Source organism: Aerophototrophica crusticola, from assembly GCF_012913305.1.
Taxonomy (GTDB): domain Bacteria; phylum Pseudomonadota; class Alphaproteobacteria; order Azospirillales; family Azospirillaceae; genus Niveispirillum; species Niveispirillum crusticola.
Map to the genome: position 1 here is coordinate 2,990,001 of NZ_CP051775.1, position 16,068 is coordinate 3,006,068.

At 71.4% G+C, this 16,068-nt stretch carries 13 protein-coding genes and 1 pseudogene (1 of these 14 cut by a window edge); 6 read left to right on the top strand and 8 right to left on the bottom strand.

Annotated elements, in window-relative coordinates:
• Nucleotides 1-1,278: the 3' portion of a M23 family metallopeptidase gene (locus tag HHL28_RS14600; RefSeq protein ID WP_404325858.1), read on the top strand. 132 nt of this gene lie to the left of the window's left edge; 1,278 of the gene's 1,410 nt are visible here — the last part of the coding sequence; its start codon lies off the left edge, out of view; it ends in the stop codon at nt 1,276-1,278.
• On the opposite strand, the gene HHL28_RS14605 is transcribed toward HHL28_RS14600, so the two are convergent.
• Nucleotides 1,275-2,378: a hypothetical protein gene (locus tag HHL28_RS14605; RefSeq protein WP_169655352.1), complete on the bottom strand. Its 1,104-nt coding sequence runs from the start codon at nt 2,376-2,378 to the stop codon at nt 1,275-1,277. The genes HHL28_RS14600 and HHL28_RS14605 overlap by 4 nt on opposite strands.
• 95 nt (nt 2,379-2,473) lie before the next feature.
• Nucleotides 2,474-5,122: an ATP-dependent chaperone ClpB gene (gene clpB, locus HHL28_RS14610; RefSeq protein WP_075771420.1), complete on the bottom strand. Its 2,649-nt coding sequence runs from the start codon at nt 5,120-5,122 to the stop codon at nt 2,474-2,476.
• 734 nt (nt 5,123-5,856) lie between these two features.
• Between clpB and HHL28_RS14615 the strand changes: the two genes are divergently transcribed.
• The 3 genes from HHL28_RS14615 to HHL28_RS14625 are packed head-to-tail and all read left to right on the top strand — an operon-like array spanning nt 5,857 to nt 7,754.
• Nucleotides 5,857-6,822 carry a sodium-dependent bicarbonate transport family permease gene (locus HHL28_RS14615; protein ID WP_075771419.1) on the top strand — a complete coding sequence of 322 codons (966 nt, stop codon included), beginning with the start codon at nt 5,857-5,859 and terminating at the stop codon, nt 6,820-6,822.
• Nucleotides 6,819-7,130, top strand: coding sequence for a P-II family nitrogen regulator (locus HHL28_RS14620; protein ID WP_075771418.1), 312 nt, complete (start codon nt 6,819-6,821; stop codon nt 7,128-7,130). Before HHL28_RS14615 ends, HHL28_RS14620 begins: the two co-directional genes overlap by 4 nt.
• A 36-nt stretch (nt 7,131-7,166) precedes the next feature.
• Entirely contained in the window at nt 7,167-7,754 is a 588-nt protein-coding gene (locus HHL28_RS14625) for an NUDIX domain-containing protein (protein WP_169655354.1), read from the top strand.
• An 86-nt stretch (nt 7,755-7,840) separates the two neighbouring features.
• On the opposite strand, the gene HHL28_RS14630 is transcribed toward HHL28_RS14625, so the two are convergent.
• The 6 genes and pseudogenes from HHL28_RS14630 to HHL28_RS14655 form a co-directional block, all read right to left on the bottom strand.
• Nucleotides 7,841-8,533, bottom strand: coding sequence for a response regulator transcription factor (locus HHL28_RS14630; protein WP_075771416.1), 693 nt, complete (start codon nt 8,531-8,533; stop codon nt 7,841-7,843).
• 107 nt (nt 8,534-8,640) lie between these two features.
• Nucleotides 8,641-9,504, bottom strand: a complete 864-nt coding sequence (locus tag HHL28_RS14635; protein WP_075771415.1) for a class I SAM-dependent methyltransferase — start codon at nt 9,502-9,504, stop codon at nt 8,641-8,643.
• Complete coding sequence (locus HHL28_RS14640; protein ID WP_083699150.1) at nt 9,501-10,607, bottom strand: glycosyltransferase family 4 protein; 1,107 nt, start codon at nt 10,605-10,607, stop codon at nt 9,501-9,503. The genes HHL28_RS14635 and HHL28_RS14640 overlap by 4 nt, the downstream gene beginning before the upstream one ends.
• Nucleotides 10,604-11,031, bottom strand: a pseudogene (locus HHL28_RS14645) (6-pyruvoyl trahydropterin synthase family protein). The gene HHL28_RS14640 and the pseudogene HHL28_RS14645 overlap by 4 nt, the downstream one beginning before the upstream one ends.
• A gap of 15 nt (nt 11,032-11,046) precedes the next feature.
• Nucleotides 11,047-12,015, bottom strand: a complete 969-nt coding sequence (locus tag HHL28_RS14650; protein ID WP_075771413.1) for a zinc-dependent alcohol dehydrogenase — start codon at nt 12,013-12,015, stop codon at nt 11,047-11,049.
• A gap of 63 nt (nt 12,016-12,078) precedes the next feature.
• Entirely contained in the window at nt 12,079-13,416 is a 1,338-nt protein-coding gene (locus tag HHL28_RS14655; RefSeq protein ID WP_075771412.1) for an OmpP1/FadL family transporter, read from the bottom strand.
• A 288-nt stretch (nt 13,417-13,704) separates the two neighbouring features.
• Between HHL28_RS14655 and HHL28_RS14660 the strand changes: the two genes are divergently transcribed.
• Entirely contained in the window at nt 13,705-15,738 is a 2,034-nt protein-coding gene (locus HHL28_RS14660; RefSeq protein WP_169655357.1) for a PAS domain-containing sensor histidine kinase, read from the top strand.
• Complete coding sequence (locus tag HHL28_RS14665) at nt 15,699-16,055, top strand: response regulator (RefSeq protein WP_169655359.1); 357 nt, start codon at nt 15,699-15,701, stop codon at nt 16,053-16,055. The genes HHL28_RS14660 and HHL28_RS14665 overlap by 40 nt, the downstream gene beginning before the upstream one ends.
• Nucleotides 16,056-16,068: the final 13 nt, after the last annotated feature.

Below are 16,068 nucleotides of genomic sequence, written 5' to 3' on the forward strand. Positions count from 1 at the left end.
CCGACGATGACGGCCCCCGCGAGCCCCGAGTTCAGCGGCGACATCGACGCCGAGCAGGGCCTGGCCCTGGCTGCCGATGCCTGGGGCGACATGGAGCGCGTGGCCGACCCGGTGGAACGCAAGCTGGTCAACCTGGGCCGGGGCGAGACCCTTATGCAGCTCCTGCTGGACGCGGAGGTGCCGCAGGAGCACGCGCAAGGGGCCATCAGCGCGCTGCGCGGCGTCTATGACCCGCGCCGGATGCGGTCGGGGCAGGAGATCAAGGTCCTGTTCGACCATTCGGCGGGCGACGGCAAGTTCGTCGGTTTCGAGTTCCAGCCGGCGGTGGAACGGTCCGTCTCCGTCAGCTTCGACGGGGTCCGGTTCCAGGCGGCGGAGGTGGCGAAGCCCTTGCAGCGCCGCTGGGTGGCCGCGCAGGGCCGGATCGAGTCGTCACTGTACCAGGCGGGCTATGCCTCGGGGGTGCCGACCCCCGTCCTGAACGCGCTGATCAACAAGCTGTTCAACTATGACGTGGACTGGCAGCGCGACATCCAGCCGGGCGACAGCTTCGAGGTACTGTACGAACAGTACCTGACCGAGTCGGGCGAGGTGGCGAAGGTCGGCACCGTCAGCTATGCCGCCCTGACCCTGTCGGGCAAGCGGCGGGAGCTGTTCCTGTATGAGGACAGCGACGGCAGCGCCGATTATTTCACCCGCAAGGGCGAATCGGTGCGCAAGGCCCTGCTCCGTACCCCGGTGGACGGGGCGCGGCTGACCTCGGGCTTCGGGATGCGGATGCACCCGCTGCTGGGCTACAGCAAGATGCACAAGGGGGCGGACTTCGGCGCCCCAACGGGCACCCCGGTCTTCGCCGCCGGCGACGGCATCGTGGAGGAAGCCGGGCAGAAGGGTGCCTATGGCAACTATGTCCGTATCCGCCACAACCGGGAGATCGCCACCGCCTATGCCCACCTGTCCCGCTTCGGGTCGGGCCTGCGGCGGGGCGCGCGGGTCAACCAGGGTGACGTGATCGGCTATGTGGGCTCCACGGGCCGCTCGACCGGGCCGCACCTGCATTATGAGGTGCACCGCGGCGGCAAGCAGGTGAACCCCATGTCCGTGGACCTGCCCACCGGGCGGAACCTGGACGGCAAGGAGCTGAAGCGCTTCCAGGCCGTGCTGGCCCAGATCGAGGACCGCTACGCCGACGCCCAGGCGGGCCTGACCCTGGTCTCCGCCTCCGCCGGCCGGCCGGCCGCGAAGGCCGAGGGTTGCCGCAAGGCGCCGGGCTGCTAAACCCGGCCTTCCCCCAAGAAATCAAGGACGATGGCAGCCGCCTCCTCCCCGCCCCTTGCCGGCGGGGGTGGGGGGATGGGGCGGGCCAGCATGTCCAGGAGCAGCGCGTCCAGGGCGGGCGTGTTCAGGGCGCTTGTATCGATCTCCCCCGCCACGCCGTGGGCCTTGGCCCACCCGGTCAGCCAGGGCGTCTCCGGCCAGTCGGGCCGGGTGAGGGAGAGCAGGCGGGTGCCGTTGCAGATCGAGTCGGCGAACATGCCATAGCCCGGCTTGGTGAGCGCCAAGTCGGCGGAGCGCACCATGTCCTGGAAGGGGACCGGCACCTCGTCCACCAGCCGCACATCGTCCCGGCCGGGCGGCAAGGATTGGGGGTCGTTCAGCAGCCAGGCGACGCCGTCCAGGCGGGGCACCCTGGTCAGAATCGGCGGGCCGGCAATGCCGCCGAAGGAGACGACGACCAAGTGACGGGGCGGCTGGGGGAATAGCCGGTCCAAGTCCGTCCGGCGGTCCGTGCCCAGGCGGGCCACGGGACTGACAGCCACCCGGTTGGGCAGGCTGTCCATGGGCAAGGCGGGTTCCAGGCGGATGAAGGCCCGGGCACCGGCATAAGCGGCGTGCATCTGGGCCAACGCCGCATCCATCCCCGGCAGGCCCGACAGGTAGGCGGCGGCGACGTCGTGCCAGTTCAGGGAACAAGCGGCGAGGCAGGGGATGCCAGCGGCCTGGGCGCCCGCGAGGCCGGTGTAGGCGATGTTGGACAGCAGCAGGTCGGGCTTGAGCGCCGTGAGCGCCGAACTTTGCGTGGCCACCACCGAGCCCCAGTCCCGGTGCAGGTCGGCGTAGTAGCGGTGGCTGGCGGCCACGTCCACCCGGTTGGCGTCCAGCATGGCCATGCCCAGGTCGGGCGGCGGCGGGGCCAAGTCCCAGGGCGGGTCGATGAAGCGGGCCAGGGTGGCCGCCCCATGGCCGGTGCGCAGGGTCAGGCGCAGGTCCGGACGGCGGCGGCGCAGGGCGGCGACCACGGAGGATGTCTGGGCCAGGTGGCCGAGGCCATGGGCGGTGATGTCGATGACCAGGTGGGGCATGGTGCGCCGGGGCAAGGGATGCTGCAGCGCACCATGCCGGGAGACGGGTGATCGGGCAAGGGCCGGACCCGCCCCCCCATGGGAAGGAAGGCGGGCCCGGTATCCTTACCTCAATGCAGGGTGCCGGGCTGCTGGGCCCCGCGGCCCCAGGCGCTGGTGGAGGCCGGGGGTGGCAGGTTGGCGGGTTCGCCGTCCAGGGCCAGTCCGTCCGGGCCGACGCCCACATGGACCACCTGCCCGTCCTGCACCTTGCCTTCCAGCAGGCGGGTGGCGAGCGGGTTCTGCAGTTCCCGCTGGATCACCCGCTTCAGGGGCCGGGCGCCGTAGACCGGGTCGTAGCCCCTGTCCGCCAACCAGGCCTTGGCGCCGTCGTCCAGCTCCAGGGTGATGTCCCGGTCGGCCAGCATCTTGCGCAGCCGGCCCAGCTGGATGTCCACGATGCCCGACATGTGGCCGCGGCCCAGCCGGTGGAACAGCAGGATCTCGTCCAGCCGGTTCAGGAACTCCGGCCGGAAGGCGGTCCGCACCACCTCCATCACCTGCTCCCGCGCCGCCCCGCTGTCCGCCCCTTCCGGCAGCTCGGCCAGGGCCTGGGCGCCGAGGTTGCTGGTCATGACGATCAGGGTGTTGCGGAAGTCCACCGTACGCCCCTGCCCGTCTGTCAGGCGGCCGTCGTCCAGCACCTGGAGCAGCACGTTGAACACGTCGGGGTGGGCCTTCTCCACCTCGTCGAACAGGACGACCTGGTAGGGCCGGCGGCGCACCGCCTCCGTCAGGGCCCCGCCCTCGTCATAGCCCACATAGCCCGGGGGCGCCCCGATCATGCGGCTGACGCTGTGCTTCTCCATGTATTCGGACATGTCGAGCCGGACCATGGCGGTCTCATCGTCGAACAGGAACTCCGCCAGGGCCTTGGTCAGCTCCGTCTTGCCCACGCCGGTGGGGCCGAGGAAGAGGAAGCTGCCGATGGGGCGGTTGGGGTCCTGCAGGCCGGCGCGGGCCCGGCGGACGGCGTTGGAGACGGCGACGATCGCCTCCTCCTGCCCGATCACCCGGGTGCGCAGGCGTTCCTCCATGCGCAGCAGCTTTTCCCGCTCCCCCGTCAGCATCTTGTCCACGGGGATGCCGGTCCAGCGGCTGACGACGGAGGCGATGTCCTGGTCACGCACCTCCTCGTTCAGCATGCGGTGGGCGCTGGCCTGCTCGGCCTCCGCCAGCTTCTTTTCCAGGCTGGGGATCAGGCCATAGGTCAGCTCACCCGCCTTGGCCCAGTTGCCCTGGCGCTGGGCGGTCTCCAACTCGGCCCGCGCCCGCTCCAGCTCTTCCTTCACCTTCTGGGCGGAGGTCAGGCTTTCCTTCTCCGCCTGCCACTGGGCGGTGAGGGTGGCGGATTTCTGCTCCAGGCCCGCCAGCTCCACCTCCAGCTTCTCCAGCCGGTCACGGGAGGCTTGGTCCGTCTCCCGCTTCAGGGCCTCCCGCTCGATCTTCAGGCGGATGATGTCGCGGTCGAGGGCGTCGATCTCCTCCGGCTTGCTGTCCACCACCATGCGCAGGCGGCTGGCGGCCTCATCGATCAGGTCGATGGCCTTGTCGGGCAGGAAGCGGTCGGTGATGTAGCGGTTGGACAGGGTGGCGGCGGAGACGATGGCACTGTCGGTGATCCGCACCCCATGGTGCAGCTCATACTTCTCCTTCAGGCCGCGGAGGATGGAGATGGTGTCCTCCACCGTCGGCTCGGCCACGAAGACGGGCTGGAAGCGGCGGGCCAGGGCCGCGTCCTTCTCGATGTACTTGCGGTACTCGTCCAGCGTGGTGGCGCCGACGCAGTGCAACTCACCCCGCGCCAGGGCGGGCTTCAGCATGTTGGAGGCGTCCATGGCGCCGTCCGCCTTGCCGGCGCCGACCAGGGTGTGCAGCTCGTCGATGAAGACGATGACCTCACCCGCCGCGGCCTGGATTTCCTGGAGCACGGCCTTCAGCCGCTCCTCGAACTCGCCGCGGAACTTGGCGCCGGCCACCAGCGCGCCCAGGTCCAGGGAGAGCAGGCGCTTGTCGCGCAGGCCTTCCGGCACGTCGCCATTGACGATGCGGATGGCGAGGCCCTCGACGATGGCGGTCTTGCCCACGCCGGGTTCGCCGATCAGCACCGGGTTGTTCTTGGTGCGGCGGGCCAGCACCTGCATGGTGCGGCGGATTTCCTCATCCCGGCCGATGACGGGGTCCAGCTTCTGGTCTCGGGCGGCCTGGGTCAGGTCGCGGGCGTACTTCTTCAAGGCATCATAGCCCTGCTCCGCCCCCGCCGTGTCGGCGGTGCGGCCCTTGCGCAGGCTGTTGATGGCCTCATTCAGCTTCTGCGGTGTGGCGTTGGCATCGGCCAGGGCCTTGGCGGCGGGGGTGCCGGTGGTCAAGGCGAGGGCGAGCAACAACCGCTCGGCGGTGACGAAGCTGTCACCGGCCTTCTGGGCCACCTCCTCCGCCGTGGCGAAGACGCGGGCCAGTTCGCGGGACAGGCTGACGCCACCGGCGCCGGGGCCTTCCACCTTCGGCAGCTTGGCCAGCGCCGCCTCAACAGCGCCGAGCGCCCGGGCGGGGTCGCCGCCGGCGCTGCGGATCAGGTTGGCGGCAAGGCCTTCCTTGTCGTCCAGCAAGACCTTCAGCAGGTGTTCCGGCGCCAGCTGCTGGTGGCCGCCGCGCAGGGCAAGCCCCTGGGCGGCCTGCACGAAACCCTGGCTGCGCTCGGTATATTTCTGGAAATCCATACGCTTCTCCCCTGGGCTGCCCTTGTTGCCGTCCTGCACGAGGCCCGGCCGGGCGATGATCCACGACTGTGCGATCCGGGAGGGATCACGTCATATGTAAGCACCCCCGGGAGCGCCGCAAGACGGGTGGGACGGAGAAACCGCACATGTGCTGCGGTCATGGCTGCCGGGGGTGCCGGGGGTGCCGGGGGTGCCGGGGGTGCCTGGCCGCTGGGTGACTAACTTGACCTTAAGGTGACGCTAACTTGACTAAGGTGACGCTTAACTTTACCGACGTCACATTATATGTGCCTGAATTTGCTGAGAAAACCGCCTTAAGGAGACTAACCTTACCGGGTTGCGATTTCGGTCAAGTTAAGGGGGCGGGCAGGGCGTGGCGGAGGAACGGCGGGGTGCCGTGGGATGGTGATGCAACATGTCCAGGAACCGCCGGGTGAGGGGCCGGTGGAGGGAGCATGACACGGTATAGGATTTCTGTCATGCGGCTTGGCGTGGGGCCTGGCATCCGGCGCCACCACCCCGACCGTCATACCGTAAGGCACGGATGACACGGATTGATGCCGGATGGACGGGGATTGAGGCAGTTGGAGTCTTCCTGTCGGGCTTCCGCTTCGCTTCAGCCGCGACCTACGGCCTTCTGTTCCCCACCCCACGGATAGGGTGGCCGCGTGGCCTTGCCCCGCCCGGCAATTCTGGGTAAGCACCGGCGGGGGCCACGGGACGGGGGTTGGGGCATGGTCGGCGGGTTGGAGGTGTTGCTGTCGCCGGTCATCCTGTTCTTCGTGTTGGGCGCGGCGGCCGCCTTCGCGCGGTCGGACCTGGCGATCCCGGAGGCGGTGGCCAAGGGCATTTCCCTGTACCTGATGGCGGCCATCGGGCTGAAGGGCGGGGTGCAGGTGGCGGCCAGCGGCGCGTCGGCGGACATGCTGGCCGCGGCGGTGGCCGGTCTGGTGCTGAGCTGCCTGATCCCCCTGCCCGCCTATGCCGCCCTGCGCCGGTTCGGCAAGCTGGACGCGGTGAACGCGGCCGCGGTGGCGGCCCATTACGGATCGGTCAGCGTGGTCACCTTCGTCACGGGGGTGGAGGTGCTGGAGGCGGGGGGCATGGCGCCCGGCGGCTATATGGTGGCGGTGCTGGCGCTGATGGAGACGCCGGCCATCATCGTGGGCCTGATGCTGGCCCAGCGGGGCGCCACGGTGGAGGCGCAGCCCAAGGGCGCCCTGCTGCATGAGACCCTGCTGAACGGGTCCGTGGTGCTGCTGACCGGCAGCTTCGTGATCGGGCTGATTGCGGGGAAGGAGGGGTTCGCGCCCATCGCCCCCGTGTTCGACGGGCTGTTCCGCGGCATGCTGTGCCTGTTCCTGCTGGACATGGGGCTGGTGGCGGCGCGGCGCCTGCGGGAGGCGCGGGCGCTGACGGCGCGCCTGGCGGGGCTGGCCATCCTGTTCCCCATCATCAACGGCACCATCGGCGTGCTGGTGGGCACGGCGGCCGGGCTGGGGCCGGGGTCGGCGGCGGCGCTGGGCATCCTGGCGGCCAGCGCGTCCTATATCGCCGTGCCGGCGGCCATGCGCCTGGCGTTGCCCCAGGCGGACCCCGGCCTTTACCTGGCCATGTCGCTGGCGGTGACGTTCCCCTTCAACATCACCGTGGGCATCCCGCTCTTCTCCTCCCTCGCCGCCCGGATATCAGGCCAATGACCGACACCGTCGCCCGCCGCAAGATCGAGGTCCTGGTTGACGCCCCCCTGCTGCCCCGGCTGACGGCCCTGGCGGACAAGGCGGGGGTGACCGGCTATACCCTGCTGCCGGCCCTGGGCGGGTCCGGCGCCGGCGGTCGCTGGTCGGAGGACCAGGTGACCGGGGCCCAGTCCAAGGTCCTGTTCATGGCCGTGATGTCCGCCGACAAGGCCGACAAGCTGGTGGACGCGCTTGGGCCGCTGCTGGAGAGCCACGGCCTGTTGCTGATCGCCAGCACGGTGGACGTGGTGCGCGGGGGGAAGTTTTAGGGATGGCGGCGGCCAAGGCGTGCTAGGACGGACGCCATGACGACGCGACGACTGGTCCCCCGATACCTGTTCCTGGCCCGCCGCACCTGGCTGCGCCTGCGCAAACCCACCACCCTGGGCGTGCGCCTGCTGGTGCGCGACCACGACGGCGGCGTGCTGCTGGTCCACCATACCTACATCCCCGGCTGGCACTTCCCCGGCGGGGCCGTGGACCGGGGGGAAAGCCTGCCCGCCGCCGCGGCGCGGGAGCTGCGGGAGGAGGTGGGGCTGCGCGCCACCGGGCGTGTCCGGCTGGTTTCCACCCATGCCCGGTTCGGCGCGTGGGGCCACGACTACGTGACCCTGTTCGCCGCCGACCAGTGGGAGGGCACCCTGGCCCCCGACCGGTTCGAGATCGCGGCGGCACGGTTCTTCCGGCCGGACGAGCTGCCGGAGGATTTGTCCCGGGCGACGCGGCGGCGGCTGGGGGAGCTGCTGTGGGGGAGGAGGTCAGGGAGGAGTGGTGAGGGGTCTCGCGGCGTTGGTACCGGGATAAGGAAGGCCGCCCGTGACGGGCCCCACCGCTTCCCCCGCGAAGGCGGGGGCCCACAGTTCTTGACCCGGCGGAGGTCGCCCAAGGGGTGAAAAAACCGTGGACCCCCGCCTTCGCGGGGGAAGCAGGCAAGGCAGTGGTGAATACCGGGGTAAGGGATTCCGGCGTCGGCCCGCCCTCACGGCACCAGCCTGTACCCGCCCGGCTCGGTCACCAGCAGGCGGGCGTTGGCGGGGTCGGGTTCGATCTTCTGGCGCAGGCGGTAGACGTGGGTTTCCAGCGTGTGGGTGGTGACGGCGGCGTTGTAGCCCCAGACCTCGCCCAGCAGCGTTTCCCGCCCCACTACGCCGCCGGCGCGGTAGAGGTACTTGAGGATCTGGGTTTCCTTCTCCGTCAGCTTGATCTTCTTGTGGCGTGCCTCGTCATGCAGCAGCTTGGCCGCCGGGTTGAAGCTGTAGGGGCCGATGGCGAAGCTGGCATCGTCGGATGCCTGGAACTGGCGGAGCTGGGCGCGCAGCCGGGCCAGCAGCACCCCCAGCCGGAAGGGCTTGGAGACATAGTCGTTGGCGCCGCTGTCCAGGCCCAGGATCTGGTCGCTGTCGCTGGCGGCGGCCGTCAGCATGATCACCGGGCACTTCACCCCTTCCCGCCGCAGCAGGCGGCAGAGGTCGCGCCCATCCATGTCCGGCAGGCCCACGTCCAGCAGGATGGCGTCGAAGGGGCCCTTGGCCTTGGCGGCTTCCAGCCCCGCGGCGCCGGTGCCGGCCTCCGCCGTCTCGAACTCCTCATGCAGCGCCAACTGCTCCGCCAAGGACTGGCGCAGGGCCGAGTCGTCATCGACCAGGAGGATGCGCTTGCCGGAGGTGTTCATCTGCTGGCTTCTTGGGTCGGTGACCGGGGGACCGGAACGCTTGGTTGCGCGCCGCGGACCGATGCTACCACGCCGCCCCGCAAAGGGGCATAGGACGTGCGGGGAGGTTACCGGATGGCGAGCAGGTCCTGGTGCCCCACCATCAGGGTGGCCCCGTCGGCGATGGCGGCGCGGCGGCGGGCGGCCCAGGCCTCGATCCGGGGCCCCGCGGCGGGGTCCATGGCGGTGGCTGAGCGGGCATAGCCGTCCACCATCAGCCGGTGCGTCTCCTTGTGGCGGCTGCGCAGGTGCCAGTCGGCGGGCGCCACCTGGACCTTGTAGCCGGCGACCCGCAGCGTGTCGGCCAAGGCCGTCGCCGCCTCCGGCCCCAAGGAAGGGCCGAAGCCCTTGTTGCCGCGCATGTGGGCGTGGAAGCGGTCCATGACGAAGGCGTCGTCCGGGTCCGCCGGCTCGAACGCCGTGCGGCCGTCCACGGTCAGGGTGGCAAGGAAGGGCGGGTAGCCGCTGCGCGCCAGCTCCGCCGCCAGCTTGCCGATCCAGTCGGCGGAGACCAGGTCCAGCAGGGCGCTGCAGGTGACGCCGTCCACCTGGCCCAGGGCGAGGCCGGTCAGGTCGGTGGTCAGGTCGTAGCGGCGCATCTCCGCCCGCAGGGTCATCTCGTCCGCCTGGATGCGCAAGGAGCGGCGTTCCTCCGTGACCGTCCAGCCGTGCTTGTCGGCCCATTGGGTCAGCTCCCCCGGGGCCTTGGTCAGCAGGGCCATGTCCTTGTCCACCAGGGTCCAGGACTGTTCCGGGCAGTCCAGCCGGGGGGCCAGGTGGCGCAGGGTGCTGCCGGTGCCGGCGCCAAGGTCCACCAAGTGCGGGGCGCGGGGCAGGCGGCGGGCGAAGGCGCGGGTCAGGGCGGGGGCCCGGGCGGCGGCATCCAGCGGTTCGCGAAGGCGCAGCCAGTCCAGGGCGAAGCTGTCGCTCATGCCCCGGCCCCTTGCGCGGTGGCGGCGCGGGCCAGCTCGGCCCGGAACAGGTCCACGGACTGGTCCCAGGTGGGCAGGGCGCCGCCGGCCTCCAACGCCTCCCGGGCCGCGGCGGCGCGGGCAGTGGGGTCGGCCAGCAGCGGGCGCAGGGCGGCGGCCAGGGCCGCGGCATCGCCCGGCGGGACAAGGCCGCCCGCGGCCGGGGGCAGCAGCTCCGGCAGGGCGCCAGCGGTGGTGGCCACGGTGGGCAGGCCGCGGGCCAGCGCCTCTGCCACCACCATGCCGTAACCTTCGTGCAGGCTGGGCAACACAGTCAGGTCGGCCAGGTGCCAGCGCGCCTCCAGCGCCACCGCCTCCAGCTCCCCGGCGATGGTCACACGGTCGGCAAGGCCCAGCTCGGCGATGGCGGCGCGGATGGCCTCCGCGTGGGCGGGGTCGCGGTCGGGGCTGCCGGCCAGGACCAGGGTCCAGGGCAGGTCGGTGAGGGTGGCCAGGGCCTGGAGCAGCACCAGGTGGCCCTTGCGCGGGGTCAGAGTGGCGACGCAGAGGATCACCGGCCCGGCCTTGCCCAGGCCGGGGGCGGCGGCCCATTTCGGGTGCGGGGCGGGGGCCACCCGGTCGGTGCCGGGATTGACCACGGCCAGCCGGTCCGCTGGCACCTCCAGCGCCATCACGTCCGCCGCGGTGGCACGGCTGGGGACGATGACCCGGCGCATCAGGGCCAGGGCGTCCCGCTCCAGCCGGCGAAGCACAAGGGCCGTCTCCGCGTCCAGGCCGGCTTCCAGGTGCAGCGGGTGGTGCACAAGGGCGGCGAGGCGCAGGCGGTAGCGCTCCATCCACAGGGCGTGGGCGGCGGCCGGCAGGGCCAGGCCGTCCACCAGGACCAGGGCGCCGTCGGGGATGCGGGCGGCGGTCAGGTCCGCCTCAAGCCGCGCCTCCTCATCCGGGAAGGGGTGGCGGCCGGGCAGCTCATGCACCGCCACCTCCTCCCCCCGCTCCGCCAGACCGGCGGCGAGGCGGCGAAGGTAGCCGAAGCCCCCGGTCAACTGGCTGATGGGGCCGGGGGACAGGATGTGGATGGGGCGGCCGATGGGAAGGGTCATACGTGGATTCCGGCGGGGGCGGGCTCCACCACCGGGCCCTCGAAGCTGGCCCAGGCGGCGTGGGATTCGTGCAGGGTGATCTTCATGGACTCCACCGCGCGGCCGTCGGCGCCCAGGGCTCCGGCGAACAGGCCGGCGCAGAGGCGGCGGTGGATCTCCCCCGCCAGGAACTCGGTGGTGGTGTTGCGGCCGCGGAAGTCCGGCAGCTCGTCCAGGTTCACGTAGTTCAGGGGGCCAGCACCTGCTTCAGCAGGGAAGAGGCCAGGCCGATGTCCACCACCAGCCCGTCAGGCGACAGGCAGCGGCGGCGGAACTCCGCATCCACCACGAAGGTGGCGCCGTGCAGCCGCTGGGCCGGGCCGAAGACAGCGCCCACGAAGCTGTGGGCGACCATGATGTGGTCCCGGACCGTCAAGCCATACATGGGCCATCCCCTATCTCAGGTCGGATAGGAGATGACATGGCACAACCCGCCGCCCCTCGCCAAGCGCGGCATGAGGGCGGGCAGGTCGGGGAAGGGCGTCGGCCCCTCCAGCAGCGCGTCCAGGGCGGGGTCAGTGAGGAGGGAAAGGGCCAGGTCCAGCCGGTCCGCATGGCTCCAGCGCGGGCGGAAGCCGGGGGAGACCTGGCCCACCTGGCTGGAGACGAGCCGCAGCCGCTTCGGATGGAAGCCGGCGCCCAGGGGCGCGGCCACGGGACGGTCGCCGTACCAGGAGGCCTCGACCACCGTCGCCTCCAGCCCCGCCAGGTCGAGGGCGGTGGCGAGGCCGGACGCGCTGCCGCTGGCGTGGATGACCAGGTCGCGGTCGCCCTTGGCCCCGTCCGGATGGGTGAAGGGCACGCCCAGGGAGGCGGCGACGGCGGCCCGGGCCGGGTCGATGTCGACGAGTTGCACCTCTGCCCCCGGCAGGCCGGCGCAGAGCCAGGCGGCGAGGCAGCCCACCACCCCGGCGCCGATCACCGCGATGCGCTGGCCGGCGGTGGCGCCGCCGTCCCACAGGATGTTCAGCGCCGTCTCCAGGTTCGCGGCCAGGACGGCGCGGTGGTCGGGCACCCCGTCGGGGACCAAGCGGCAGGCGGTGGCCGGGACGGTGAACCGGTCCTGGTGCGGGTGCAGGACGAAGACGCGGTGGCCGACCAAGCTGTCGGGCCCCTGCCCCACCACCCCGACGGCGGCGTAGCCGTACTTGACCGGCCCGGGGAACCCGCCGGCCTGGAAGGGGCAGCGCATGGTGTCATGGAGGGACGGCGGCACCAGCCCCTGGAAGACCAGCGACTCGGTCCCCCGGCTGATGCCGCTGGCGAGGGTGCGGACCAGCACCTCCCCGTCGGCGGGGGGCGGCAGGGGTTCCGCCCGGATTTCCCCCCGCCCGGGTTCCGCCACCCAGAAAGCTCGTGCCGTTGCCATGGGCCTCCCCGTCTCTACAGGCGTAGCGAACATGGGAGGCCCGGTTTCGGCAAGGGGTGAGGGTCAGAAGTTGTACCGCACCGTCAGGGACAGGATGTCGGCGCTGTTCTCGAAGGTGCCGCTGATGCGGTTGCCCAGGGAGGTGGCGTTGTCGACGCGGCTGTCCTCCACGAACAGGTGGGTGTAGCCGAAATCCAGGGCCAGGTTCGCGTTCGGGGCCCAGGAGGCGCCGACGGAGGTCCAGACCCGGTCGCCGTCGGCGATGCGGGGGGTGCGGTATTCGTCCCGGGTCGGGGTCTCGTCATAGGCGACACCGGCGCGCAAGGTCCAGGCCGGGTCGTCCAGCTTCATGCTGGCGCCGACGGCGAAGAACCAGGTGTCCCGCCAGAACTGCTCGTCCAGCGCGTCGGGCTGGGCGGGGTTGTCGAAGCGGACGCGGATCTCCTCGAAGGTGGACCAGTCGGTCCAGGCGACGGAGCCGTGCAGGGTCAGGCGGCCGATGTCGTGGCTGACCGCGGCTTCCACGGTCTGCGGGGTGGTCACGTCGGCGCGCACGCCCCCTTCCGGCTGGAAGGCCTGGACGTTGGCGGCGGTCAGCACGGCGCGGACGTTGGCCGGCGTCTCGAACCGCCCCTTCCCTTCCAGGTTATGCTCGATCTCCGACCGCCAGGTCAGGCCCAGCCGGGTGCTGGGGGCGGGCTGGTACCAGAGGCCCAGGTTCCCGCCGAAGCCCCAATCGTCACCTTCCACCACGGCACGGCCGTCCGCGCCCTGCGGCAGGAAGCCGGGGACGCGCAAGGACGCCAGCAAGGCGCCGAAATCCACGGCGTTGGTCAGCTTGGCCTCTGCCCGCTGGGCCGACAGGCCGGCGCCGAGCGACAGGGTCGGCGTCACCTGCCAGGAACCGGCCAGATTGACGTTCAGCGTTTCCAGCTTGGAATAGAGCGCGGTGTAGCGGCCCACCCAGTCCCGGTCATACTCGGTGATCAGGCCGTAGGGGGCCGTGATGGCGAGGCCGGCACGCCAGGGCTGCCCCTCCGGCACGAAGGCCAGGTAGGCGGCCGGCACGGGGATGGCGTCGGTGGTCTTGTCCGTGCCGCCGGTCAGGGGGCGGCCCAGCGCGTCGGTGCCGGACCCGTCGAAGTCGCTGCGCGGCATGATCAGGCTGACGCCCGCCTCACCGCCGGACCGGGCCAGGCCGGCCATGGCGGCGGGGTTGTTGAAGATGATGCTGAAATCGCGCGGGTCGCTGGCGTTGCCGGCATAGGACAGGCCCTGCCCGGCGGCGCTGTTTTCCCGGATCTGGAATCCGCCGGCGAGGGCCGTGGCGGGCAACAGGCCGGCCAGCACGGTGGCGGCCAGCAGGGCGGGGCGGAGGGGGGAGCGGTGGTGGCGGGTCACGGTTTCTTCCCTGGCAGTGCGGGACCCCGGCCGGGGTGGGGTCCGGTTCGGCAGGCCGGCCCTGGTCCGGGCCTGTTGAGCTTACGTTTCCGTAAACGGAATGTGGTCGCTGCTATAGCGGCATTGTTCCGGGCTAGCAACTGTCCAGGCTGGCCGCGCCACTGGCTGAGATTATGAGGTAATTCTATTGCACCGGGGAACAAGGGCTTGGCGGGCTGGCGTGGCTTTGCATCGGGATGGCATGGTGCGGCCCACCCTGGCTAACCCACCCGAAGCGTGCCGGAGCCCATGCAGGTCCTGCCCGAGACATCAACGGGCTTTCCCCAAGACGACCCGTACCGGGCGGCCTTCGAGCTGTCCGGCGTGGGGATGGTGCTGGTCGATCCCGTTACCTGGCGCATCGCCCTGGCCAACGACGCCATCGCCGGCCTGATCGGCTACCGGGCGGGGGACATCCTGGGCCGCAGCGGCTATGACGTGGTCCACCCTGACGACCGGGAGGCATCCCGCACCGGGCTGGACGCGCTGGTGCGCGGCGACGTGGGCCCCTATGCGGTGGAGCGGCGCTTCCTGCACCGGGACGGGCACGTGGTCTGGCTGCGGCTGCACATCTCCCTGTCCCGCGACGCCCAGGGCCGGCCCCGCCACGTGATCATGGCGGGGGAGGACGTGTCGGAACGGCGGGCCGTGGAACAGGCCCTGCGCGAGGGGGAGGCACGGCTGCGGCTGTTGACCGACGCCATGCCCGCCCTGATCGCCCGCATCGGGCCGGACCTGCGCTACCAGTTCGTCAACGCCGCTTACCGCGACTGGTTCGGGCTGGAGCCGGACCATGTGCTGGGCCGCTCCATGCCCAAGGTGCTGGGCCGGGAAGCCTATGAGGTCATCGCCCCGCGGGTGGCCGCCGCCCTGGCGGGGGAGCGGGTGTCGTTCGAGGCGGAGATGCCCTATCCCTGCGGCCCCCGGGTGGTCCGGGCGGACTACCTGCCCAGCCGCGGGCCGGACGGGCGGGTGAACGGCATCTATACCCTGGCCTTCGACATCACGCCCCTGGCCCGGTCGCGGCAGGAGGTGGTGGCCATCTATCGCGGCTATTTCGACAACACGGCGGAAAGCCTGTTCAGCTTCGCCATCACCCCCGATGGCGGCTTCGCCTTCGAGGAGCTGAACCCCGCCCACCAGCGGTCCACCGGCCTGCGCATCGCCGAGATCCGGGGCAAGCGGCTGGAGGAGGTGCTCCCCGGGCCGATCGCCGCGGAGGTGTCCGCCAACTACCGGCGTTGCCTGGAGGCGGGCCACCCCATCAGCTATGAGGAGACGCTGGAGCTGCCGGCGGGCAAGCGTTGCTGGGACACGGTGCTGGTGCCCGTGCGGGAGGGGGACGGCCCCTTCACCCGCATCATCGGCAGTTCCCGCGACATCACCGAACGCCGCCAGGCCGAGGCCGCCCTGGCCCGGGAGACCGCGGAGCGGCAGCAGGCGGAGACCGCCCTGCGCCAGTCCCAGAAGATGGAGGCGCTGGGCCGGCTGACCGGCGGCGTGGCCCACGACTTCAACAATCTGCTGACCATCATCCAGGGCAACCTGGAGGTCGCCACCCGCCGGCTGGGCCCCGAGCAGGGGGAGCTGGCGGAGGAGATCGAGGCTGCCGCGGCGGCCGCCCAGCGGGCCGCGGCGCTGACCCAACGGCTGCTGGCCTTTTCCCGCCGCCAGGCGCTGGCACCGGCGGCCACGGATTTGAACGCCCTGCTGGCGGGGACGGAGGACCTGCTGCGCCAGGCCTTGGGCGAGGGGATCAAGGTGGAGCGGCGGCCGGCCCCGGACCTGTGGCTGACCTGGTGCGACGCACACCAGATGGAAAGCGCCATCCTGAACCTGGGCATCAACGCCCGGGACGCCATGCCGGATGGCGGGCGGCTGATGCTGGAGACGGCCAACGTTACCCTGGCACCGGGGGAGTGCGGCAGTTGCCCCGACGCCCGCCCGGGGGACTATGTCCGCCTGTCGGTGGCGGACAATGGCTGCGGCATGGGCCGCGACGTGCTGGAACAGGCCTTCGACCCGTTCTTCACCACCAAGCCCTGGGCCAGGGCACGGGGCTGGGCCTGTCCCAGGTCTATGGCTTCGCCAAGCAGTCCGGCGGCTTTGCCCAGATCCAGAGCGCGCCGGGCCGGGGTACCATCGTGTCCATCTTCCTGCCGCGGCACGCCGGCACCGTGGCCTGCATCCCGGCGCCGGAGGACCCCCTGCCCGCGGAGCAGCCCGGCAGGGCCCGCATCCTGGTGGTGGAGGACGAGGCGCTGGTCCGCTTGCTGGTGGTGAAGGAACTGCGCGCCGCCGGCCACACGGTGCTGGAGGCGGCGGACGGGGAGGTGGCGCTGGACATGCTGCAACAGGGGCCGGCCCCGGACCTGCTGCTGACCGACGTGGGCCTGCCCGGCATCAACGGCCGGCAGTTGGCAGAGGCCGCGCGGGAACGCCACCCGGACCTGCGGGTCCTGTTCATGACCGGCTATGCCCACGCCGCCGCCCTGGCCGGCGACGCCCTGGGCATGGGCACCGACCTGCTGCCCAAGCCCTTTTCCGTGCAGGTGCTGAAGGCGCGGGTGAACCGGTTGCTGCCGGTGGGGGTGGAGTGATCCCGGGATGTCG